This window comes from Sphingopyxis solisilvae (assembly GCF_015475875.1).
Classification (GTDB): domain Bacteria; phylum Pseudomonadota; class Alphaproteobacteria; order Sphingomonadales; family Sphingomonadaceae; genus Sphingopyxis; species Sphingopyxis solisilvae.
This window is the reverse complement of sequence record NZ_JADKYM010000001.1, coordinates 190,536-213,000: the sequence shown is the minus strand read 5'-3', so window position 1 is coordinate 213,000 and position 22,465 is coordinate 190,536. Positions and strand designations below refer to the sequence as shown.

At 65.3% G+C, this 22,465-nt stretch carries 17 protein-coding genes; 6 read left to right on the top strand and 11 right to left on the bottom strand.

Annotated elements, in window-relative coordinates; genetic code table 11:
• Positions 1-63 precede the first annotated feature (63 nt).
• The gene (locus IR187_RS01035) at positions 64-1,314 is read left to right on the top strand and encodes a dicarboxylate/amino acid:cation symporter (RefSeq protein WP_194952847.1); all 1,251 of its coding nucleotides are present in this window, start codon (positions 64-66) and stop codon (positions 1,312-1,314) included.
• Positions 1,311-2,306 carry an aldo/keto reductase gene (locus tag IR187_RS01030; protein WP_194952846.1) on the top strand — a complete coding sequence of 332 codons (996 nt, stop codon included), beginning with the start codon at positions 1,311-1,313 and terminating at the stop codon, positions 2,304-2,306. The genes IR187_RS01035 and IR187_RS01030 overlap by 4 nt, the downstream gene beginning before the upstream one ends.
• A gap of 1 nt (position 2,307) precedes the next feature.
• On the opposite strand, the gene IR187_RS01025 is transcribed toward IR187_RS01030, so the two are convergent.
• The 6 genes from IR187_RS01025 to IR187_RS01000 form a co-directional block, all read right to left on the bottom strand.
• Positions 2,308-5,304 carry an ATP-binding protein gene (locus IR187_RS01025; RefSeq protein WP_194952845.1) on the bottom strand — a complete coding sequence of 999 codons (2,997 nt, stop codon included), beginning with the start codon at positions 5,302-5,304 and terminating at the stop codon, positions 2,308-2,310.
• Between the two features lie 34 nt (positions 5,305-5,338).
• The gene (locus tag IR187_RS01020; RefSeq protein WP_194952844.1) at positions 5,339-5,851 is read right to left on the bottom strand and encodes a DUF1003 domain-containing protein; all 513 of its coding nucleotides are present in this window, start codon (positions 5,849-5,851) and stop codon (positions 5,339-5,341) included.
• Positions 5,848-6,549, bottom strand: coding sequence for an NnrU family protein (locus tag IR187_RS01015; RefSeq protein WP_194952843.1), 702 nt, complete (start codon positions 6,547-6,549; stop codon positions 5,848-5,850). The genes IR187_RS01020 and IR187_RS01015 overlap by 4 nt, the downstream gene beginning before the upstream one ends.
• Before the next feature lie 101 nt (positions 6,550-6,650).
• Positions 6,651-7,976: an amidohydrolase family protein gene (locus IR187_RS01010; protein ID WP_407699057.1), complete on the bottom strand. Its 1,326-nt coding sequence runs from the start codon at positions 7,974-7,976 to the stop codon at positions 6,651-6,653.
• 74 nt (positions 7,977-8,050) lie between these two features.
• Positions 8,051-9,457 carry an amidohydrolase gene (locus tag IR187_RS01005; protein ID WP_194952842.1) on the bottom strand — a complete coding sequence of 469 codons (1,407 nt, stop codon included), beginning with the start codon at positions 9,455-9,457 and terminating at the stop codon, positions 8,051-8,053.
• A 3-nt stretch (positions 9,458-9,460) separates the two neighbouring features.
• Positions 9,461-11,044 (bottom strand): peptide MFS transporter, encoded by a 1,584-nt coding sequence (locus tag IR187_RS01000; RefSeq protein ID WP_194952841.1) that lies wholly within the window; start codon positions 11,042-11,044, stop codon positions 9,461-9,463.
• 202 nt (positions 11,045-11,246) lie between these two features.
• Here IR187_RS01000 and IR187_RS00995 point away from each other — a divergent pair, with 202 nt between their 5' ends.
• Both IR187_RS00995 and IR187_RS00990 read left to right on the top strand, forming a co-directional pair.
• On the top strand, positions 11,247-11,828 hold the full coding sequence (locus tag IR187_RS00995) for a nitroreductase family protein (protein WP_194953027.1): 582 nt from the start codon (positions 11,247-11,249) through the stop codon (positions 11,826-11,828).
• Positions 11,829-11,899: 71 nt separating this feature from the next.
• A complete protein-coding gene (locus tag IR187_RS00990) occupies positions 11,900-12,247 on the top strand; it encodes a GntR family transcriptional regulator (protein WP_194952840.1) in 348 nt (115 codons plus the stop codon).
• Positions 12,248-12,309: 62 nt separating this feature from the next.
• Here the strand turns inward: IR187_RS00990 and IR187_RS00985 are convergent, their stop codons facing one another.
• The 4 genes from IR187_RS00985 to IR187_RS00970 are packed head-to-tail and all read right to left on the bottom strand — an operon-like array spanning position 12,310 to position 19,047.
• The gene (locus IR187_RS00985) at positions 12,310-14,154 is read right to left on the bottom strand and encodes a tetratricopeptide repeat protein (RefSeq protein ID WP_194952839.1); all 1,845 of its coding nucleotides are present in this window, start codon (positions 14,152-14,154) and stop codon (positions 12,310-12,312) included.
• Positions 14,155-15,534 (bottom strand): PEP-CTERM-box response regulator transcription factor, encoded by a 1,380-nt coding sequence (prsR, locus tag IR187_RS00980; RefSeq protein ID WP_194952838.1) that lies wholly within the window; start codon positions 15,532-15,534, stop codon positions 14,155-14,157.
• On the bottom strand, positions 15,531-17,657 hold the full coding sequence (gene prsK / locus IR187_RS00975) for an XrtA/PEP-CTERM system histidine kinase PrsK (RefSeq protein ID WP_194952837.1): 2,127 nt from the start codon (positions 17,655-17,657) through the stop codon (positions 15,531-15,533). Before prsK ends, prsR begins: the two co-directional genes overlap by 4 nt.
• Before the next feature lies 1 nt (position 17,658).
• A complete protein-coding gene (locus IR187_RS00970; protein WP_194952836.1) occupies positions 17,659-19,047 on the bottom strand; it encodes a TIGR03013 family XrtA/PEP-CTERM system glycosyltransferase in 1,389 nt (462 codons plus the stop codon).
• A gap of 123 nt (positions 19,048-19,170) precedes the next feature.
• Between IR187_RS00970 and IR187_RS00965 the strand changes: the two genes are divergently transcribed.
• Both IR187_RS00965 and IR187_RS00960 read left to right on the top strand, forming a co-directional pair.
• Entirely contained in the window at positions 19,171-20,208 is a 1,038-nt protein-coding gene (locus tag IR187_RS00965) for a mannose-1-phosphate guanylyltransferase (protein WP_194952835.1), read from the top strand.
• 93 nt (positions 20,209-20,301) lie between these two features.
• Positions 20,302-21,018 (top strand): CPBP family intramembrane glutamic endopeptidase, BDIM_20840 family, encoded by a 717-nt coding sequence (locus tag IR187_RS00960; RefSeq protein WP_194952834.1) that lies wholly within the window; start codon positions 20,302-20,304, stop codon positions 21,016-21,018.
• On the opposite strand, the gene IR187_RS00955 is transcribed toward IR187_RS00960, so the two are convergent.
• Positions 21,015-22,346 (bottom strand): HD-GYP domain-containing protein, encoded by a 1,332-nt coding sequence (locus IR187_RS00955; protein ID WP_194952833.1) that lies wholly within the window; start codon positions 22,344-22,346, stop codon positions 21,015-21,017. The genes IR187_RS00960 and IR187_RS00955 overlap by 4 nt on opposite strands.
• Positions 22,347-22,465: the final 119 nt, after the last annotated feature.

Genomic DNA, 22,465 nt, shown 5'->3' with positions numbered 1-22,465 from the left:
TGGCCCTAAGTCACCCTCATTTGCTTGGCAAGCTGGCCAGAAATTTCACCGGGAGAATATCGCTTGAAATCGGCATGGATCATTCTCTCGGCGCTCGTCGCCGGAATGCTGCTGGGGGTTGCGACCGAACTGGTTGCGCCGGGCGCTGGCAACGCCTCGCTGCCATTTATCGAACCCATCGGCATTTTGTGGCTCAATGCGCTCAAGATGACGATCGTCCCGCTCGTCGTCGCGCTGCTGATCACCGGTATCACCGCGACCGCCGACGCGGCACGCGCGGGCAAGCTGGCGTTCCGCGCCGTGATGACCTTTCTCGGGGCCATATTCCTTACCGGATTGATGTCGCTGCTGGTGACACCGTTGCTGCTCGAACTCTTTCCGCTGTCCACCGGCGCCGCCGATGCACTCCGCAGCGGATTGGGGGGCTCGACCGATGCCGCCCCGTCGCCGACGTTCGGCGACTTCCTGCTCTCGCTGATCCCGACCAATCCCATTGCCGCAGCCGCCGAGACGGCGATCCTTCCGCTGATCATCTTCACCACCATCTTTGCCTTTGCGATAACCAAGCTGGAACCGCCGCAGCGCGCGACGCTGTCGGGCTTTTTTAAAGCGCTCGGCGATGCGATGCTGATCGTCATCGGCTGGGTGCTCGCGCTCGCCCCGATCGGGGTCTTCGCGCTCGGCTATGCACTCGCGGTCAAGGCCGGGTTCGCCGCGTTCGGCGGGCTCATCCATTATGTCCTGATCCTGATGGGGATTGGCGTGAGCTGCCTAATCCTCGGCCTGCTGCTCGCCTGGCTCGTCGTCGGCATCCCGCTGCCGCGCTTCGTGCGTGCGATGGTGCCGACGATGGCGGTCGCAATCAGCACCCAAAGCTCGCTGGCCAGCCTGCCCGCGATGCTCAAATCGTCCGAAGAGCTCGGCGTCGATCCCAAAAAAGCCGACGTCGTGCTGCCGCTCGCAGTCGCGCTGTTCCGTTTCACCAGCCCGGCGATGAACCTGGCGGTCGTCATCTATGTCGCGTGGCTGTTCGGCATCGAACTGAGTCCGTGGGAGATGGCGGTCGGGCTCGCGGTGGCAATGGCCGCGGCATTGAGCTCGGTCAGCCTGCCCGGTTCGATCAGCTTCGTCACCTCGATCGCCCCGATCGCGGTGTCGATGGGCGTCCCCGTCGCGCCGCTCGGCCTGCTCGTCGCGGTCGAAACCTTCCCCGATATTTTCCGCACCCTCGGCAATGTCGTCGGCGATGTCGCCGCGACCAAATTTGCCGCCGACGGGGTCGAAGAACCCGAACCCACAGGAGAGACGCCATGAAATATCGCAATCTCGGTCACGGTCTCGAAGTGTCGGCCATCGGTATCGGCTGCATGCCGATGATCAAGGGCGGCAACATCCTTTATGGCGAAGCCGCCGATCTCGACGAATCGACCGCCACGATCCACCGCGCGATCGACATGGGCGTCGCCTTTTTCGACACTGCGCAAATCTATGGCCCGTTCAGCAACGAAGAACTGCTCGGCGCCGCGATCAAGGGCAAGCGCGACGGACTGGTCATCGCGACCAAATTCGGCTTCAAATTCGACGGCAATCAGATTGTGGGGGTCGATGGCTCGCCCGAAAATGCGCGGCGCAGCTGCGAAGGCTCGCTCCAGCGGCTCGGTATCGACACGATCGACCTGTTCTATCAGCATCGCGTCGATCCCGCGATCCCGATCGAGGAGGTCGTCGGCGGGATGATGGAGTTGGTCCATGAGGGCAAGGTCCGCCACATCGCGCTGTCCGAAGCCGGCCCCGACACGCTGCGCCGCGCCGCCAAGGCCGCGCCGATCACCGCGCTGCAAAGCGAATATTCGATCTGGGAACGCGATGTCGAGGACGAGATCCTGGGCGTCTGCCGCGAAAACGGCATCGGTTTCGTCCCCTATTCACCGCTCGGCCGCGGCTTCCTCGCGGGCGCGGTGCGCAGCCGCGACGAATTGCCCGAGAACGACTGGCGCCGCAACGACCCGCGCTATTCTGACGAAAACCTGCCCGCCAACCTCGCGATCGTCGATGCGATCGGCGCGGTAGCGGACAAGCATGGTGTTTCGAAAGCGCAGATCGCGCTCGCGTGGCTGCTCGCACAGGGCGACGACATCGTCCCCATCCCCGGCACCAAACGCCGCGCAACGATGGAGGACAGCGTCGGCGCCGCCGATGTGACGCTGACCGCCGACGACCTCGCCGCGATCGACGCTGCGGCGCCAAAGGGCGGCACCAGCGGCCCCCGCTACGGCGAAATGGGAATGCGGATGGTGCGGCTTTAGGTCAATTACTGTCCATATTTTCGCGGTCGCGCGCGACGGCCCGCACTTCGGCAAATCGCGCCTTTGCTGCGTCGTCGCCGTAAAATTTAGCGCATTCTTCTCCTGCTTCCGCGACCGATGCGCTAGCCGTCGGGTAGCCGCGACGAAGCAAAGCGACCGCGACCACGAACCCATCGCTCAGCAACGGCCTCATTTCGCCATCACCCGGCGGCGGATTGACATGGGGTGCCAACATCAACGCCTGCAACGCGCTAGTGTATAGGATTTCAACAGCCTTGTTCGAAATTTCCTCGTCGATGTAGGGAATCAATGCCCCCGTCGCTCGCCGGAACAACCCAAAAGCCAACGCACCTGAATGGCCTCCCAACGCCGCCTCGCCTGCATCATTTTCGCGTATTGCAAATAGGGTCGCTGCCTGCACCACGTTACGAAGCCCGGACGCGACATCCGCCCGCGATGTGTCGGTGTCCCAGCGCGCTTGGACCTGCTGCAGAAGGTTCAACGCTTCCTGCATTTCGGCCAAGCCGTCGGAACCCGCGGCCTGCTCGACGCGTGCGCGCATCGTTAGCGAATAAGCCAAATCACGTACCCATTCGACCCGGGGCGCCGTCGCAATGAGCCCGCGCATGATCTGAATGCTTTCGTGGCTGCTCGCGCGCGCCGCGTCGATATTCTTCTTGATCAGCAATCCGTCCGCCTTGGTATTCAATAGTGCTGCCAGATTTCGCCGGTCTTCCAAGCTTCCAGATGCGGCAAGCGTACGAGTGATATCCTCTGTGACTGCAAAAGCTGCGTCGGCTTCGATGCCACGCCCAGATTGACGCAGAACATGCCCGTAAAGATCATATGTGGCACCAGCCCCGCGACGCCCCTGGTCGGCCGCAAGTATCCCGCGATCAACCAAAGTCTTGTAGAATGACAGCAGACCGTCAATGTCCGCAGTCACCCGATCAAAATTGCCCTGCTGCGCAGCGCCTTGCACCCTTCTGCGAAGCAGAAGGCCGACGCCGTTGACCGCTTCAAGGGACCCGGTCTGGTCTATCGCCTGGAGGAACAACGGCATGGCACGGGACATGTCCGAATGCGCGGACTCCCATTCGCCAACGCGTTCGCGAAGGTGGCCGCGAGTCATCAGCCAACTGGCAGCCCGTCCTGCCATGTCGCCATCAATGCTCGTCTCCTCAATATCGTCCAAGACCATCAAGTCAGTGAACAACGAACAATCACTCATGCGGTCCATCATCAAGGCTTGTCGGGCGGCAAAAGTCATCGCGCGATGCGGCACTGCCAACAGCAGTTGTCGCATCGCCCCTGCATCGCCCGCCGCCTCAATCGCTTCGCGGAGACGATCGAGCACCTCGCAAATTTCGGTAGGTTCTTCGAGCGCCAACAGGCGTACCGCCGCGGCCAGCACGACGATGCTACGCTGCTCCGGATCGGACAAGTCGCCATAGAGGTGCAGCGCCACCGCGGATGCGATTGATCCAGCCCGGGCACTTTCCAGCGTCTCGCTGGCTATCGCCTGCCGAAGACCCGGCATCAACGCCGCTTTCACCGCCTCCTCGTCATGCAGCCCCTTGATGTTCCGCCGGAGCTGGCCCGCCGCCTGCAGGAACAATCGCTCGGTGAACTGGCCGACCTTGCTGTCGGCCTCGAACGCCATCACGCTGAACGGATTCTGCCCGCGCAGCAGCGGCTCGCTCAAATCATGGCCGAGCAGCGCCTGTCCGGCCGCCTCGACCACTTCGCGCACGACGCGCATGCCCTGTACGCTCGCCAGCGCCAGCGCCTCGCGCACTTCCGGCGCGACCTGTGGCGATGTCAGCCGTGCCAGCACCACCTCGTGGACGCGCTGCGACCGCGACAGCGCCTCGGCCAGTCCTTCCTCGGTCAGCGCACGCGCCGGATCGAAATCATCGAACAGTCGCGGTTCGCCGCGCAGATAGGCGATGACCTGTTCCAGAAACCGCGGGTTGCCGTCGACGGCGTCGAGCAACGCCCGCCGCTGTTCGACAGGCAGCCCGGGCAAGGCGGCACCCAGCGCCGGGTCGAGGTCGTCAAGCTTGGCCAGCCGAATCTCGCGGTAATTTTCGCTGTTGAGATATCCGCCCGGCGTGCCCGAAATCGGTCCGGGCTCGTCGCTGCCACCATAGCGTGCATGGTGGACCAGCGTCGCCACCGACCGACCGCCGCGTTCGGCGTCGAGCGTCCACTCGGTGTGCCAGTGGGTCATCAAAATCATCACCGGCCAGCGCTGCGTCATCGCCGCATGGGTCAGACGCTCGATAAAGCGGAGCAGCCCGGCATCGGCGGCGGCAAATTGGGCATCGTCGATCAGGATGATCGCCGGGACACGCGCATAGCCAAGCCGCGCCGCAGGATTGAGCACCTGCTCCAGGTCGGCGAGCAGTGCATCGACGCGGTTCTTGACCAGCGTATCGCCCGCCAGCGCCTGTGTCGCGCCGCGCCCCATCTCGCCATGCAGCAGCTTCACCGATTCAAGGAAAGCACCGCCGATCGACAGCACCGAATCGACCTGCAATGCGCTCGCCAGCGCATCAGCGCCGGCGGCACCCCAGATTTTCGCAAGCGACAAGCCGGTCCCCGCCATGCGCGCGCGCATCGACATTGCGACCAGATGCGGCGCCAGGAACCGGTCGTGGAGCGCGACGCTGTCGCCGCCCTCGGCCTGCGCCGCAATGCCCCACCACAGAAACGGAATCGGCCGGTCAAACCGGCATTCCTCGGCCGGGATATTCAGCCGCAAACGCCCGTCAGCGAGCCTTGCGTCGGCAGGCCAATAGGCGTTGTCGCCCGGCTGTGCCGCGACCTGCCGCGCCAGAAACTCGAGCGCCAGCCGGGTTTTCCCGACTCCGGGTTCGGCGGGCAGGACCACCAGTTGTGGCTGGGGGTTGTCGACATCGGCAGCGCGCTGCCAGCATTCGGCCAGCATCGCCAGTTCGGCGTCGCGGCCACAAAAGACAAGGTCGGTGGTCATGGCACGGACAGCTTAACCAGCCATTCCCGAATGCCTAGGAATTCTTGTCTTTCATTGCGCCGATATCGGCGCCAATCGCATCGATCTTGTGATGCAGCCGCATGATCTCCAGCTCGGCGCGCAGGTTGATCTCATAGTCGAGACTCGCCGCCATGCGGTCTTTCGCCGCGGCACGATTCTGGCTCATCATGATGATCGGCGCCTGCACCGCGGCCAGGGTCGACAGCATCAGGTTCAGGAAAATGAACGGGTATGGATCGAACGCCATCCCCCAGCGCGCCAGCACTTCCGAATTGAGCAGCATCCAGCCGAGCAGCACCAGAGTGAAGAGGATGATGAAGCCCCACGACCCGCCAACCGCGGCGACGCGATCGGACAAGCGCGCGCCGAAACTCGCCGCGGCGTCGTCGATATCGGCCGCATCGCGGCTGGTCGGTTGATGCGCGGCGATCGCCCCAATAACGCGGCACTCCTCGGCATCGAGGTCGTCATAGGGACGCCCGAGCAACCGCAGCGCCAGATCGGAAGCGTGGACGTCGGCGTTCATCCCACCCAGCGCCAGATGCCCGCGACCATATAGCCCAGCGCGCCGTGGGCCCAGGTGGCGACCAGCCACAGCACGATACCGCCGAACAATGCGTGCGGGCGCGGGATGGTATCCCCCCACGGCGTGGCGCCGCTGACCTGCCGGGCAAAGGGGACAAAGCTTGTCCGCGCCGCCCAATGCCGCCAGGCATCGCCCATCAACCGTGCCTTTTTGACGTCCTGCCCCGCCGATCCAACCAGCGCGAGGAACAGGATTGTCGCCGACAGGACGATTTGCGCGTTGGTCGGCATCACCAGCACATGGGCAAAGGCCCATAGCGCAAAGGCCCACATCATCGGGTGGCGAGTGATCGCAAATACCCCGCGCGGCGCGCTCTGGGCGGCGGCGGCGGCGCTCGGCGCGGGCAGCGCCGGATTGCCGATCAACGACCCCATGAACAGCACGCTCGCGAACAGCACAATGACAGACGCCACGGTCCACAGCCCGTCGCCGACCGCCCAAAGCGGCGGTTCGGGCGGGACGCCACGCCACGCCTGAACCAGCATGATGAAGGTGGCGATGGCGACGATCGAATAGACGATCTGGAACCCCCGCTCGCCCAATCGACTGGCGAGCCCGTGACGGAGTGGGTGCGACAGCACGAGGTGTGACCCGACGAACAGCGCGCAGGTGGTGATCAACAGCGACATCGGTTGCATGGAAACGCCTCTCTCCTGCCTACACCACTCGGCCCTAGCACATTTCGCCGCGCCGCCCCATGATCGTCATCCCCGCGAAAGCCGGGATGACGGGTCAGGACCTACCGATCATAAGCCTTGGGCAACGCACCCTCGCCCGGCGTCGCATAACGGTCGCGCAGGCGGTCCTGCCGCGTCGTCAGCGATTGCGCCTTGCCGTCGATCCAGATCGCGGTCGGGCGGCTGCCGAGTTCAAGCGGATCATTGTCCCAGATCACAACGTCACCGACGCGGCCCGGGCGCAGCGATCCGATGCTGCCCTCCATCCCCACCGCGCGCGCGGGGGCGCTGGTCAGGGCGGCAAAGGCCTGGTCCCAGCTCATCCCGCTGGCACCCGGCAGGCGGGTCAGCGCGACCAGATTGCCCGCATATTGCGTCGCATAGCCCATCTTGTGCGCGTCATCGTCATCGAACACCCCGACGGATACATCGACGCCGGCAGCCTTCAGCCGTCCCGCGTTCGATTGCGTCGCGCCCAGCTGCTCGAACGTGCCTGGCAGGTCGGTCAGCGGCGACACCAGCACCGGCACCCGCGCCGCCGCAATCTCGCGTGCTACCAGCCAGCCCTCGGTCGCACCGACGAGCACCAGCTTCAACGCCGGAAACTCCTGCCGCAACTTCAGCACATTGACGATGTCGGCGGCGCGATCGACGCGCACGAACAACGGCGTCGTCCCGTCGATCACGCGCACCAGCGCATCGGCGTCGGCGCGCTGGAGCATCGCGTCATTGCCCCATTCGGCGAGCGCCGCGGGGTTCCGCGCATAGCTGCGCGCCGCCAGCAATTGTTCGCGGAACAACAGGAAGGTCGCCGCGCGGCTGCCTCCCGCCTTGGCCGATCCGTCCTCGCCGAACGCGACAAATTGCAGCGCGCGGGGCTTGGTCACCATGTCCATGTCGTCGCCCAGATCGACGACCGCGCCCTGCCCGGCAAACAAATTGCTGCTGCCGCCCGGAGCGACGATCGCGCGGGTGATGCCCGACGCGCGGTTCACCGCGACCGGCGATCCCATCGGGTTGAGCGCAGGCGCGATATCGAGCCCCGCCGCAAAGCGGGTGCGCGGGGCATTGCGATCATTGGTGCCGCCCACCGCATCGACCTCGACCAGCCCGACGCGGCTGAATGCAGCGACGATGCCCGGCGTGACCCAGCGTCCCCCGGCATCGATGCGTTCGACCCCGGCGGGCACGGCCACCCCGGCGCCTGCGGCAACCACCTTGCCGCCGCGTACGACAACGGTGCTGCCCTCGACCGGCGCGCTGCCGTCGCCGATAACGAGTTTGGCGTTGGTGATCGCGATATCTTGGGCGGCCGCGGGTGCGGCCAGCGCCAGGGCTGCAACCAGCGCGCCCCCCAACCCCGTTCGTGTCGAGCGAAGTCGAGACACGTCTGCGCCTGCCTTCGCGTCCCTCGACTTCGCTCGGGACGAACGGAGGTGCGAGATGGCGTTCAGGAGATTCATCATTTCACATCTCCCTCACCCGGCTGGCCCAGTTCGAAATCGCTCACCGGGCGCCGTTTCGGGTCCATCGCGTCGAACATCAGCGCGCCGTCGATCCAGACCTTTTCGGGCCGCGTATAGGCGCTGAACGGATTACCGTTCCACAGCACGACATCGGCCATCTTGCCCGCTTTCAGGCTGCCTGTCCGGTCGCCGATCCCCAGCGCCTTGGCCGGGTTGTGTGACAGCCAGGTCCACGCGACCTCGTCGCTGACGTTGATACCCATGCGGCGCCCGGCCTTCAGCGCTTTCGCCGCTTCCTGGTTGAGCCGCTGGATCTGGTTGGCATCGTCCGAATGAACGATCGCGCAGGCACCGGCGTTATGGACGAGCGGAACATTCTCGTTCACGCTGTCATAGGCTTCCATCTTGAAGCCCCACCAGTCGGCCCACATCGCCGAACAAATGCCCTCTTTGGCCAGCAGATCGGCGATCTTGTAGCTTTCGACCGCGTGGTGAAAGGTTGACACTTTATAGCCGAATTCCTTCGACATATCGATCACCAGCGCCATTTCGTCGGCGCGGTAGCAGTGGTTGTGGATCAGGATTTCGCCCGCCAGCACCCCGGCGAGCGTTTCCATCGCCAGGTCGCGGTCGACGGCTTTGCCCTCGTCCATCTTTTTCTTGTAGGCGGCGGCTTTCTGCCACGTTGCGCGATTAACGGCGAAATTGCCCATGCGGGTCGACGGCGCGCGGCCCTTGCCGCCATAAACGCGCTTCGGATTTTCGCCGCATGCCATTTTCAGGCCATAGGGCGCGCCGGGGAATTTCATGCCCTGCACCGTGCGCGATGGCACGTTCTTCAGCGTCACCGACCGCCCGCCCATCAGGTTTGCGCTGCCCGGCAACACCAACAGCGACGTCACGCCGCCATTCGCCAATGCGCGGCTGAACCCCGGATCCTGCGGCCACACACTATGTTCCGACCACACTTCGGGCGTGGTCGGCGACGTCGCTTCATTGCCGTCCGAATGCGCTTCGACGCCGGGCGAGGGATAATCGCCCAAATGGCTGTGAATATCGATGATCCCCGGCGTGACGAATTTACCGCTGCCGTCGACAACATCATAGCCCGCCGGAATCGCGGTATCGCCGCCGCCGACCGCCTCGACCTTGCCGTCCGCGAACAGCACGACGCCATTGTCGATCCGCCCGCCTTCGCCGTCAAAGATCGTGACGCCGCGCACCGCGGTCGGCCGCCCGGCATAGGGCCGATAGGTCGACGGATAGGGATCCTTGTTGAACTTGGCGGATTTTTCCGCCGCGGGCTGTGCGCTTGCCGTCTGCGGCTTGCCGTCGCTCGCGGCGCAGCCGACCAGCGCCAGCGACACAGCCGCCAGCAGGCTGCCTTTGATACCGGGGATCATCGCTTACGCTCCCTTGGTCTGCGGATGAACGCCAGCGGCCTGCGGTTCGCCGATCTCGCCCTGCCCCGCCAGTTCGTCGGCGTCGCTCAGCGTGTCGAGGTGCATCAGTTTCTTGATGAGCGGCGACACGAGGATCACCAGCACGCCAAAGCCGATCGCCCAAAGGCCGATGGTCTGATAGACGTCGAGCACCAGCGTCTTGCCCGCACCCTCACCGCTCGCGCGTTCCGAGCCGGTCGCGGCGGCGATCAAGCCTGCTGCGAAATTGCCGGTAGCCGAAGCAAAGAACCACGTTCCCATGATGAGGCTCGCCATGTGCGCGGGCGCCAACCGGTTCATTGCGCTGAGCCCGACCGGCGACAGGCAAAGTTCGCCGGTCGTGTGCAAGAGGTAGATCAGGAAGATGAACAGCACCGGCGTCGCATTGCCGATCCCGGCGGCTTCCGCACCCCATTTGAGGACGAGGAAGCCCAGTCCGAGCTGAAGCATGGCCAGGCCGAATTTGGCCGGTGCCGACGGCTCCATATTGCGGCGACCGAGCCACGTCCACAGAGCGGCGAACAGCGGCGCCAGCAGAACGATGTATCCGGCATTGAGCGACTGGAACACCGATGCGGGCACGCCGGCGCGATCGACATAACGATCGGTGAACAGGTTCAGCGACGAACCCGCCTGCTCGAACAAGGCCCAGAACAGGATCGACCCCAAGATCAGGAACATCGCGGCAAAGATGCGGTCGCGGTCTTCGCGTGGCAGTTTCACGACGGCGGTAAAGATAACATAGGCCACCAATATGGCCCCGGCGACGCCCAGCAGCGTGCCGACGATCGCCTGGTTCTGCACCATCCACCAGCAAACGCCAACGGCGACCAAGCCGACCAGGTAAAGCAGCCATTCCAGCTTGATCCCCATCACGGGCGCGGCCAGCTTGGCCGGATCGGGCGCTTCGCCGCGGCCGAGCAGCAGCGGCTTGCCCCAGATAAACACGATCAGGCCGAGCAGCATCCCGAAACCGGCGGCGCCGAAACCATAGGCCCAGCCATAGGTTTCGCCGAGATAGCCGCAGAGCAGCGAACCCAGGAACGCGCCCAGATTAATCCCCATGTAAAAGATCGTGTAAGCGCCGTCGCGGCGCACATCGGTGCGCGGATACAGCTGGCCGACGATCACCGAGATATTGGCTTTCAGGAAGCCCGACCCCACGATGATGAAGGCGAGCGCCAGCCAGAAGATGTTCAGGCTAGCCGGATCCTGCCCGCCGTCGCCCTCGAACCCCATGATGAAATGGCCGAAGGTCAGCAGGACGGCGCCGTACAGTACCGCCTTTCTTTGTCCCAGCCATTTGTCCGCCAGATAGCCGCCGAGCACCGGGGTGATGTAAACCAGCGCGGTATAGGCACCATAGATAATGCCCGATTCCCCGTCCGAAAACAGCCAGTGCTTGGTGAGATAAAAGATCAGGAGGGCGCGCATCCCGTAATAGGAAAAACGCTCCCACATCTCGGCGAAAAACAGGACGAACAGCCCCTTGGGATGGCCGAGGAAGGTACCTGCGGCGTCTCCCGGCTGGGCATAGGCTTTGGTCATGTGCGACTTTTCCCTGGATATTGTTGGCTTTGGGTGCCGTCGATGCGGCCCGGTTGTGCGGCAACCTAACGCGAAAATTGCGTAAGGGAAGAATCTAATTGCGCGTGAAACCTTATCTACCGGCCCGGTCCGCACAGACAATTTTTATTGCGAACCGCTCGCAACACTTGCGTCAGCCATCGCAAGGCGCCACATGGCGACCATGTTCAACGACAATTCCTCGCTCCTCGCCCATCTCGCCACCCGCCGTTCGGGCAAGGCGCGCGACATGGTCGCTCCCGGCCCCGGTGCCGCCGAGTTACGCGACATCATCGCCCTTGCGCTGCGCACCCCCGACCATGGCAAGCTTGCCCCCTGGCGCATCGTCACCGTCGCCGACGACCAGCGCGCGGCTTTTGCGGCGCTGCTCAAACGGGCGTGGGTCAAGGAGAACCCCGGCGCCGCAGGCATGGACCTGTCCGCGCTCGACCAATTCGCGCATCAGGCACCGACGCTGCTCGTCCTTCTCTCGACGCCGGTCAAGGACGCCAAGATTCCGGTCTGGGAACAACAGATGTCGGCGGGCGCGGTCGGCATGAACCTGCTCCACGCCGCCCACGCGCATGGCTTCGTCGGCAGCTGGCTCACCGGCTGGGCCGCCTACAGCCCCGACGTCGCGGCGGCGTTCGGTGCGGGCGAAGGCGACACGATCGTCGGCTATTTCTTCCTCGGCACCGCCGCCAAGCCGCTCGAAGAACGGCCGCGCCCCGAATATGACGAGGTGGTCCGACATTGGGTAATTTAGTTTCGCTGTAGCAGGCGGCCTTGTAATAACCCGCATTTGACTGTGCTGCTGTCTTATGGCATTAAGGCGGCATGCTCGATCAGTCCAAGCCCGTTTACCAGCGCCTTCGCGATGTCATCGCCAACGCGATTCTCGATGGCACCTATCGCGACGGCGACATGCTGCCGTCAGTGCGCAGCCTTGCCGCCGAAGAGGGGGCCAACCCGCTTACCGTCGCAAAGGCCTATCAGACATTTCAGGACGAAGGGCTCGTCACGGTCAAACGCGGTGTCGGCATGTTCGTCGCGGACGGCGCCACTGAAAGGCTGCGCACGCTGATGCGCGAGGATTTCCTGACCAATGTGTGGCCCCCTGTCGCGGACCAGATGCGCCGCATCGGTCTGAACGCGCGCACCTTGCTGGATTTGACCGACGCCTGACGTTCTGTCCGTTTTGGGGCAGGAAGCCGACTTTTTTGCCTCGGCGGAAATCCGCCAACCTCCTACCGCCCCACCTGCGCCGCCTTGTCGCGCAAATCATCCGCTGCCTGCCGGTTGCCGCGCTTGGCAAGCAAGTCGGCATAAAATCGCATGATCTCGGCATTCAGCGGCTGCAACCGGTAAGCGCGGTCGATCAGCGCGAGCGCGCGCGTGTCGTCACCCTTGGCCGCCGATGCCCGCGCCAGTTCGCGCAGAACCACGACATCGCGATCGCCGATCCGCGCCCTGACGCGGTTGAAATGGCCGATGGCTTCGTCCCAACGATCGAGGTCCATCGCCAGATGGCCCGCCAGCCGGTCGGCGGCGATGCTCGAAGGCTGGCTGTCGCGCAGCGCCAGAATAGCGGCGCCCGACCCTGCCACGTCGCCCGCCCGGAACAAGGCATTGGCCAGCCGTAACGTCGTGCGCTCGCCCGCATCCAGGTCGCGCGCGGTGCGATAGGCTTGTACCGCGAGGTCGAAACGCCCGTCGGCCAGCGCGGCGTCGCCAAGCAGGATATGGGCGTCGGCAACGCCGCGATTGGCGTCGCGCAGCCGGGTGGCACGGGCCACCGCACGGTCGCTGTTGCCGCGTATGATGTCGGCGGCGATCGCGGGGATCGCCACTGCCGGATTGAGCGGCTGGGCGTCGGCCGCCTGCGTCAACACCATATAATCCCGGTTCGTCGCAAACGGCACCGCCTCGCCGCGGGTCAGCGATGCGGCGCGCACCAGATAGTCGGCGGCCTCGCCGTGTCGCCCGAGTTCGCTCGCCGCCCGCGCCGCCAAAAGCAACGACCAGTTGTCGGCGTCGGGCCGGTCGACGATCGGCACCAGTGCCTCTATCGCGCCATCGGCATCGCCATCGGCCCAGTTTGCCGCTGCCACCAGCCGCCGCGCCGCGAAATTATTGGGCTGATCGACAAGCAGCCGGTCGCCCCACGTCGCCGCCAGCGCCTCCCCGCCCAATTGCAGTTCCACGACCGCGTTGAGCAGCAGGAAAGCCGGCACGTCGTCCATCGCTCCGCGTGTCCGCTGCAACAGGCTGCGCGCCAACCGGAAATTGTCGGCGCGCGCCGCCAGCACCGCCTGAAGATAGAATAGCCGCGGATCGCGCGGCGTGATCGTCGCGGCATGACGCAGCGCGCGGAGCATGTCGCGATAACGCCCCAGATCGCCCAGCGTCGCGGCCTGCTCGATCAACGCGTCGGCATTGTCGGGGTCGGCGGCAAGCGCCCGGTCGTACCAGGGCAGCGATGCCGTCAGCCCGTCCTTGGTGCGGATCAGGTTCGCCTTGTACGCCAGCGCGGCGCTATTCGCCTTGTCGAGCTCGATGGCATAATCCACCGCGTCGCGGGCGCCGGCGGTATCGGCATTGGCATCACGAAATCTGGCGACATCGACCCACAGCGCTGAATTGCGTGGCAGGTCGCGCACGGCGCGATCATAGGCGTCGCGCGCCGCGTCCAGATCGCCGTTGGACAGATGGACATCGCCCGCAACCCACGCCGCCTCGCCGATCATTTCGGGAATGATGGGGCCCGCGTCGATCACGTCAAAGGCGCGCTGCCCCTGCCCCTGCATGGCATAAGCACGGGCGAGCAACGGGCGCAATGCGGCCTCGTTGCCCCCCGCGGCCAGAGCGCCCTTCACGGCCGCCTCTGCGCCGATGCCATCGCCCAGGCGGATGGCGACCCGCGCCAGTTCGATGCGTTCGGCGATCAGCCGTGGGTTGGCGGCAATCGCAGCGAGCAATGCGCCGCGTCTTTCCTCAAGCGCCTGTCGCGGCGTATCACCGTGCCCGCCGCCGCACCCGGCCAGCAAGGCAAGCGCCAGCACGACGGCGGTCCGGGCGCGGCGCGGTTTCATTCAGACCTGCATCCGATACTGCTTGAGCAGATCGTACAACGTCGGTCGGCTGATCCCCAGCAGCTTGGCGGCGGCGGAGATATTGCCCTCGCTCTGCGTCATCGCGCGGCGGATCGCGACGCGGTCGGCTGCCTCGCGCGCGCTGCGCAGATTGAGCCACGCTTCATCACCCTCGCCGTTCCCGCCACGCGCCAGATCAAGGTCGTCTTTCGTCACCAGCTTGCCGTCGGCCATGATGACCGCGCGTTTGATCCGGTTTTCCAGCTCGCGGACGTTGCCAGGCCAGCGGCCTTCGTCGATCGCCTGCAACGCGTCGGGGGAAAAGCCGCGCACCGCCGGGTTCATCGTCGGGGCGTACTGATGCAGAAAATGCCGCGCCAGCAGCACCGCATCCCCCGGCCGTTCCGCCAGCGACGGGATCTTCACCACCATCTCGGCCAGCCGGTAATAAAGATCGTCGCGAAAGCTCTGCTCGGCGATCATCGCGTCGAGATCGCGGTGCGTCGCGCAGACGATCCGCGTATCGACCGCAATCGCCTTGCGCCCGCCGATCCGCTCGATCGTCCGCTCCTGCAAAAAGCGCAGCAATTTGACCTGCAACGGCAAAGGAATGTCGCCGACTTCGTCGAGGAACAAGGTGCCGCCATGTGCCAGTTCGATTTTGCCCTCGGTCGTCTTTACCGCGCCGGTGAACGCGCCCTTCTCATGCCCGAACAATTCGCTTTCCAGCAGATTTTCGGGGATCGCGGCGCAGTTGATCGCGACGAACGCGCCGTCGCGCCGCCCGCTGGCTTCGTGCAACCCGCGCGCCAGCAATTCCTTGCCGGTCCCGCTCGCACCCAGCAGCATGACACTGACATCCAGGTTCGCGACCCGCTCGATCGTTCGCGCGACCTTCAGCATTTCGGGCGCGCCGGTTATCATCCCGCCCAGCACGCGATTGTCGCCGCTTCCCTGCTGCGCCAGCCGGGCATTTTCGACCTCGAGTTCGCGGACGTGAAAGGCGCGTGCGACGATCAGCCCCAATGTCTCGATGTCGATCGGCTTCTGGTAAAAATCCCACGCGCCGCTCGCGATCGCCGCCAGCGCGCTGGCGCGCTCGCCATGGCCGGACACGACGATGACCTTGGTATCGGGCTTCGCCTCCAGGATCGCGCTCAATGTCCGGAACCCCTCGCGCGTCCCGTCGGGATCGGGTGGCAGTCCCAGGTCGAGTGTCACGACATCGGGCTCCTCGGCGCGCAACATGTCGATGGCCGCATCATGGTCGCCCGCGATCAGCACGCGATAGTCGTCATACGCCCATTTGAGCTGCGCCTGCAGCCCCGGATCGTCCTCCACCACCAACAGGGTGCGGACCGCCGTGCTGCCCTCGCTCATTTCGCAACCACTTTCTTCATCATGGGTTCGCCGCCGCTGTCGGCACGGGCATCGGCGAGCGGCAACCAGACGGTAAAGCTGCTGCCCTTGCCCGGTTCGCTGTCGACCTCGATCGTGCCGCCCATGGCCTGGGCGACCTGCAACGCCTCGAACGCGCCGAGGCCGAAGCCGCCATCCTTCGTCGACACAAAGGGCTTGAACAGTTCCTCGCGGATAAAGCTGCGCGTCATGCCGCACCCCTGGTCGATCACGTCGATCCGGACCCGGCCATGTTCGGCAACCGCAACCAACTGCACCGGAGTATCGGGCGCCGATGCGTCGATCGCGTTCGTCACCAGATGCTGGACAATCTGCCGCACCGACGCCGCATCCGCCCATGCCAGCAGGCCGGTCTGGCACCCGACGAACAGGGCGCGCCGCGCCCGCATTTCGTCCGCAATCTCCGCCAGGATCGGTTCGATCAGCAGTTTCGATGGCTCGGCCGCCGCTCCGCGCTCGCGCGGCGCCAGACGGACGAGCAGGTCGGAGAGGCGCCCGGCAGATACCTTCAACGTCTGCGTCATGTCGGCGCGAAATTCAGGATTATCGGCATGGCGTTCGGCGTTGCGCGCCAGGAGGCCGATCTGGCTCGCCAGATTCTTGATATCGTGCATGATGAAGGCAAAGCGGCGGTTGAATTCGTCGAACCGCCGCGCTTCCGACAAGGCTTCCTGGCTTTGCGATTCGGCGAGATAGCTCGCCGCCTGCTGCCCGGCGATGCGCAGGACGTCGAGATCTTCCCAATCGAGCGCACGCGACACCGGCGGCCGTTGCAAGATGGCGACCGCGATCATCTTTTGAAAATGCAGGATCGGCACGATCACCCACGCGCGCTGGTCGGCGATCAGCCAGGCGGGGATCGCCAGATCGCGGCTCTCCGGGCCGCCCTGACCGCTGCGCCGTTCGGCATCCAGTTCGACGATATGCCGCGTTTCCTGCAACATGAACGCCGACCGCACCGACAGCGTCGCATCCTCCGCCTCGGCATCGACCGGCCAGTGCCAGTGTTCGGCGACGCGAAAAGCCCCCGCGGCCCCCGGCAGCATCAGCAGCGCCCCGGGGCTGCCGGTCAGTTCGGCCATCGCCTTGGCGACGCGGCGATGCAGGTTGCGCCCGTCGCCGTCCTCGACATCGCCGCCCTGCGCCAGCGTCGCGGTAAAGCGCATCCACTCGGCGCGATAATCGTAGCGATGCTCGAAAAAATGCTTCGAGATCACCACCGACAACCACGCGCGCACCCGCGCCGAGACGATCAGCAGCCCGCCAGCGCCCAGCGCGACGACCAGCGACGCGCCTTGAGCAAATGCGGCATAATCACCCCCGACCAGCCGAGCGATCGCGCCAGTCAGTCCGATGACGATCAGGTAGGCGGCACCGCCGATCAAGATCAGCGTCCGCGTCGCGGCGGTGCGCGACAGCCGCATCCGTTCGCGTCCAATGTCCATCGCCGCGACGACATAAGTCGGCAGCGTCAGCAGCACGACCGCGGGCAGCAACGCGATCAGCGTCGATGCCGTCTTGCCGGTCAGCGCCCCGATCAGCTGGACATTGACTTCATAGGCCCACAGCATGGCAAAACCGCCGGCCACCGCCATCACCGGCATCCGCAGCGCCGCGCCGGCATGGCGCACCCCGCTGTCGACGATCAGCAGGCCGCCGATCGCGACCACCATCGCGGCCAGCGTCAGTGTTGGCGCCATCCAGGCCTCGGCGGCGGTACGGTCGGCCAGATGCGCCACTGCGCCCAGCACCAGCGTCAGCGCGCATATCGTCGCCAGCATCCGCACGATCAATCGCAGCGGCCGCGTCATCGGCGCGGCAGGCGACCAAAAGGTCGCGCCGAGCCAGCCGAGCATCGCCAGATCGCGCAGCCCCTGCACGACCAGCGCCGCCGACGATCCCGGCCCGGCCAGCGCCAGTGCCGCGCACCAGACGGCCGTCGCCGCGGCAACAAGCGTCAGCATCCGCGGCGCGGGCATCAGCGCCGCCATCCGCGCCCGCGGACGCGCGATCAGCCACAGCGTCGCGACCGCAAAGCCGACGAGCGCGAGCACCGACAGGATTTCGGACAGGCGGGCCAGCACTTCAGCGGGCTCCGTCGGGCCACAGCACGACGCGCACCGTCTGGAGCAGGATCAGCAAGTCGAGGAAGGGTGAATAATTTTTGGCGTAATACAGGTCATATTCCAGCTTGACCCGCGCATCCTCGACCGACGCGCCATAGGGGTAATTGATCTGCGCCCAGCCGGTCAGCCCCGGCTTCACCATATGCCGCTCGGCATAATAGGGCAGCTGTTTTTCCAGTTCCTCGACAAAACTCGGCCGCTCGGGTCGCGGCCCGACAAAGCTCATCTCGCCCTTCAGCACGCACCACAGCTGCGGCAGTTCGTCGATCCGGAGCGTCCGGATGATCCGCCCGACGCGGGTGACGCGCGGATCATTCTCGCTCGCCCACACCGCCTTGCCCTCTGCCTCGGCATCGGTGCGCATCGACCGGATTTTGTAGATGTCATAGGGTTCACCGAACAGCCCGACGCGCGGCTGACGGTAAAAAACCGGCCCGCGGCTGTCGAGGATCACGGCGATCCCGGCGACCAGGATCAACGGCAGTCCGACGATCAGCACGATCAGGCTGGCGGCGATGTCGAACAGCCGTTTGCCCACCTTGGATATGCGCTGCCCCGCCGAAAAACCGTCGGAAAAAATCAGCCCGCTGGGATTGGTCGTCGCCAGATCGACGCGTCCGGTCTCGCGTTCGATAAAGCTCGCGATATCGTTGACATGCACCCCCGTCGTCTTGACGCGGAGCAGGTCGTTCAGCGGCAGCGCGTTGCGCCGTTCCTCCAGCGCCAGCACGACCTCGCCGGCCCGCAGCGCAACGACATGGTCCGACAGGTTGGCGATCGCTTCACGCCGTACCGCGTGACCAACAGTTTTCTCGGTGTCGCTCATCGCGACAAACCCCACGACCTCCAGCCCGCTTCCCGGCTGCTCGGCGAGCGCCGCCAGCCGCGCCGCACGCGGCCCCGCGCCCAGCACCAGAATGCGGCGGCGAAACGCCTCTGTCCCCGCCGACTGGGTCAGCACCAGCCGGATGACGAACAGCGCCGCGATCGCCAGCACCATCGCGTAAAGGCTGTTGGCGCGCCACAGCGTCGCCGTCGGCAACAGGAAACCCAGCACCGACAGAAAGATCACGCCGAGTGAAATCGCCGCCAGCAGGCGCGCGGTGGCGAACCGCATCGAGCGCAGCCCCTCGTTGCCGTACATGCCGGTCGCCATCATCGCGAGCGAATTGGCCACCGCAAAGGTCGCCAGCGGCAACCCGCGATCGGCCAGCGGCCCGGCGTCGAAACCGGCCTGATGGGCATAAAGATGCCACGCCGCCTCGGCCGATCCGAGCAGCGCGAAAAATTCGAGCAGCGCCAGCCAGACCACGGCGTGCGGCACATAATGTTTGAACAGCCGGAACATGAAAAATGCAGCGCCTTTCGTTGCCGCGATACTACAGCCGAGGCGTCAACTGTCGGTTAATTTTACACTCATCATCGCGCAACCGGGGATGACCCCCGCGATCATAGCGGATAGACCAGCGCCATGACCGAATTGATTCAACCCGTGATCCTCTGCGGCGGCGCCGGAACGCGGCTGTGGCCCGAATCGCGCGGCACCCGCGCCAAGCAATTCCTGCCGCTCACCGGCGAAGAAAGCCTGTTCCAGCAAACGCTGGCCCGAACACCTGCGGGCGACGCCTTCCTGCCGCCGTTGATTCTCTGTGGCGAAGCGCATGTCGAAACGGTGCGCGATCAACTGGGTTCGGGACAGGCTGCGCTGCTGGTCGAACCGGTGCCGCGCAACACGGCGGCCGCCATTGCGCTGGCCGTTGCGCGCGCCGACGCCGATACGCTGCTGCTGGTGATGCCCAGCGACCATGTCATCGCAGACCTTCCCGCCTTTCACGCGGCGGTCGCCCGCGGCGCGCGGCTGGCGCGGCACGACTGGATCGTCACCTTCGGCATCACCCCCGACGCGCCCGAGACGGGTTTCGGCTATATCGCCAGCGGCGCTCCCCTTGGCGAGGACGGCTTTGCCGTCGACCGCTTCATCGAAAAGCCGCCCCTCGCCGATGCACAGGCGATGCTCGCGGCGGGCGGCTACAGCTGGAATGCCGGCATTTTCCTGTTCCGCGCCGGACGGATGCGCGACGCCATGCTGACCCATTGCCGCGCCATTTTCGAAGCCGCCGACCGCGCGGCGGCGGCGGGACGGATCGACGACGACGCGCTCTACGCCGACGCCGGGCATTTTGCGCAGGCGCCCGCGGACTCGATCGACTATGCGGTAATGGAAAAGGATGATCGCGTCGCGGTGGTCCCCGCATCGATGGGCTGGTCGGACCTCGGCAGCTGGCAGGCGGTTCACGGCCTCGCAGCCAAGGACGCTGACGGCAACGCCATCACCGGCGACGCTTTCCTGCACGACAGCCACGGCAATCTCGTCCGCGCGGGCGGCAAGCGGGTGGCATTGGTCGGCATGGATGACATCGCGGTGATCGTCGACGGCGACGATATCCTGGTCATGCCGCTGGCCCGCGCCCAGGATGTCCGGGCCGCCGCAAAGGCGCGCGCGGAATAATTTGCGGCATCGCCGGGCAAGCACTGGTACGTCGCGGCATTTGATCCAGCCTGCCCCCTGTCCTAGGCCGCGCCGCATCGTCGGGGGAATATCATGAACGGTTTGATCGCCATCATCGCGATCGTTGCGATCCTGCTCGTGGCAGGGACCGCACTCGGGCTGATCCGGCGCGATCGCTTTTCGCTGCGCTGGCTGCTCGTTGCCGCCGCATTGGTGTTCGTCAACGACCTGTTGCTCACCCGCGGCTATGGCCTGATCCCCCGCGTCCTCGCCGACAGCGACTGGAATTGGGAAGGCAAGGCTCTCGCGCTGCTCGCGACGCTCGCCATCGCCGCGCTGCCCGCCTTCGGCTGGCGCCGCGTCGGGCTGACGCTGCGTCAGGAACCGGGAAGTCTCAAGGCCGCGATCCCCGTTGCCCTCCTCTATTGCGCCTTCTTTGCCGCGCTGGCGCTGGCGTTTCCGGGCGACGCCCCCGATGCCGAGGCGGTCGCCTTCCAGCTCACCATGCCGGGGTTCGAGGAAGAACCCTTTTATCGCGGCATTCTGCTGTTCGCGCTGGCGCAGGCCTTTGCCGGGCGCGTCCGCTTTCTGGGCGTCGACTGGCACTGGGGCGCGATCCTGTCGTGCGTCATGTTCGGCCTTGCCCACGCCTTCGGCTATTCGGACGGCAGCTTTTCGTTCGATCCGGTCATCATGGCACTGACCGCTATCCCCTCGCTGCTCGCCATATGGCTGGTGCTGCGCACGCGCAGCCTGTTGCTGCCGGTGCTGCTCCACAATTTCGGCAATGCGATCGGTTATCTGCTCTAAGCCACCGATCCGCGGGCAGCTGGATGCGCCGGCGTCGGGGACGGGCCCGCCGCAATTAGACGGTCGACGGTCCGGGACCAATCGGCGAAGCGCCAAAGCGTGTGACTGGTGCGCCCGATAATGCGCAGGTCGCGGGTCGTCGGCGCGATCTCGCAATCGAAGGGCGGCACTTCGGTCAGCAGGCCGCAGTCAAAAAACACCCGCACCATCATGGCCTCGCCGTCCTTGCCCGCGCTGCCCGTTACGATTCCTAGCATCCCGTTGGACAGCGTCACCAGCGTGCCGACGGGGAAAAAACCCAGGCTGTCGGCAAACTGCTCGAGCAGCTGGCGGTCGAAATGCCCCTCCCACCCCTGCATCGCGGTCAGCGCCTCGCACGGCGTCCACGCGTCCTTGTATGGGCGGTCCGAAGTCACCGCGTCATACACGTCGCAAATCGCGCCCATGCGGACATAGAGCGACAGTCCGTCGCCGCTCAGTCCACCGGGGTATCCAGTGCCATCCATCTTTTCATGATGACGCAGGCATACCTCCAACGCCGCCGCCGGAATGTCCTCCGATTGCAACAGAAAGACATGGCCGGCTTGGGGGTGAGCCTCGACCGCGCGGCGTTCGCAGCTCGTCAGCCTGCCCGGCTTGAAAAGCACTGCATCGACGATCGCAACCTTGCCGACATCGTGGAGCAGTCCCGCCACCCCCAGTGCCTGCACCTCGGCCTCGTCCAGCTTCAGGTGGCGGGCGAAGTTAATCATCAGCGCGCAAACCGCGACCGAATGGAGATAGGTATATTCGTCCTTCTGCTTCAGCCGCACCAGATCGATCATCGCGCGCGACTGGCGGGTGATCGATTTCCCGACCGCTTCGGCCAGCGATGCCATCCGCCGCGTGTCGACCGCGCCCCCCATCCGTGCGGCGCCAAACAGCTCGATCACCGCCTGCTTCGATTTGGCGATGATGCGTTCGGCGCGGCGGCGTTCTTGGGCGTAACTGACCGGACGCGTCGGCCGTTCGCCGGCCAGTGGCGCGAAAATCCGTGCCCGCCGCCGCTCGACCCCGCGCCAGGGCGGCCCCATGCCGGGCGCCGCCTTGCGCCGGTCGGCAGCCAAGGGGGCGGCGTCGGCTTGGTGCGCGAGCCGGCTGCGACTACGATCGACGATCACCGCCCTTACCCCCGACAACCGGATCCGCGCCAGCTGATCCTCGGTCTCGACCAGGAACCGGCTACGCCAAAAGGGATGATCGATCCAGCGTCCGTCGAACGCGTCGACGAACATGCCGATTTCAACCTCTTCAGGTTTCAGGTGGAGCAGCATCAATTTCGGTCCCATATGGCGCAGGCCATCTTCGCTTAACGACCGTAATCATTTGCGTTTTAGAACTATTGGCAAATTCGGCGCGCCCTTGGCTACTCCGCGATACGAAGACAATTACAGAACATGTCGCAATT

Excerpts from the sequence above, each read along its gene's own strand:
- IR187_RS01025 (WP_194952845.1), bottom strand. The coding sequence starts at position 5,304 with ATGACCACCGACCTTGTCTTTTGTGGCCGCGACGCCGAACTGGCGATG.
- IR187_RS01000 (WP_194952841.1), bottom strand. The coding sequence starts at position 11,044 with ATGACCAAAGCCTATGCCCAGCCGGGAGACGCCGCAGGTACCTTCCTC.
- IR187_RS00960 (WP_194952834.1), top strand. The coding sequence starts at position 20,302 with ATGAACGGTTTGATCGCCATCATCGCGATCGTTGCGATCCTGCTCGTG.
- IR187_RS00970 (WP_194952836.1), bottom strand. The coding sequence starts at position 19,047 with ATGTTCCGGCTGTTCAAACATTATGTGCCGCACGCCGTGGTCTGGCTG.
- IR187_RS00955 (WP_194952833.1), bottom strand. The coding sequence starts at position 22,346 with ATGGGACCGAAATTGATGCTGCTCCACCTGAAACCTGAAGAGGTTGAA.
- IR187_RS00990 (WP_194952840.1), top strand. The coding sequence starts at position 11,900 with ATGCTCGATCAGTCCAAGCCCGTTTACCAGCGCCTTCGCGATGTCATC.
- IR187_RS00985 (WP_194952839.1), bottom strand. The coding sequence starts at position 14,154 with ATGAAACCGCGCCGCGCCCGGACCGCCGTCGTGCTGGCGCTTGCCTTG.
- IR187_RS00965 (WP_194952835.1), top strand. The coding sequence starts at position 19,171 with ATGACCGAATTGATTCAACCCGTGATCCTCTGCGGCGGCGCCGGAACG.
- IR187_RS01005 (WP_194952842.1), bottom strand. The coding sequence starts at position 9,457 with ATGATCCCCGGTATCAAAGGCAGCCTGCTGGCGGCTGTGTCGCTGGCG.
- IR187_RS01015 (WP_194952843.1), bottom strand. The coding sequence starts at position 6,549 with ATGCAACCGATGTCGCTGTTGATCACCACCTGCGCGCTGTTCGTCGGG.
- IR187_RS01030 (WP_194952846.1), top strand. The coding sequence starts at position 1,311 with ATGAAATATCGCAATCTCGGTCACGGTCTCGAAGTGTCGGCCATCGGT.
- prsR (WP_194952838.1), bottom strand. The coding sequence starts at position 15,534 with ATGAGCGAGGGCAGCACGGCGGTCCGCACCCTGTTGGTGGTGGAGGAC.
- IR187_RS01020 (WP_194952844.1), bottom strand. The coding sequence starts at position 5,851 with ATGAACGCCGACGTCCACGCTTCCGATCTGGCGCTGCGGTTGCTCGGG.
- IR187_RS00995 (WP_194953027.1), top strand. The coding sequence starts at position 11,247 with ATGTTCAACGACAATTCCTCGCTCCTCGCCCATCTCGCCACCCGCCGT.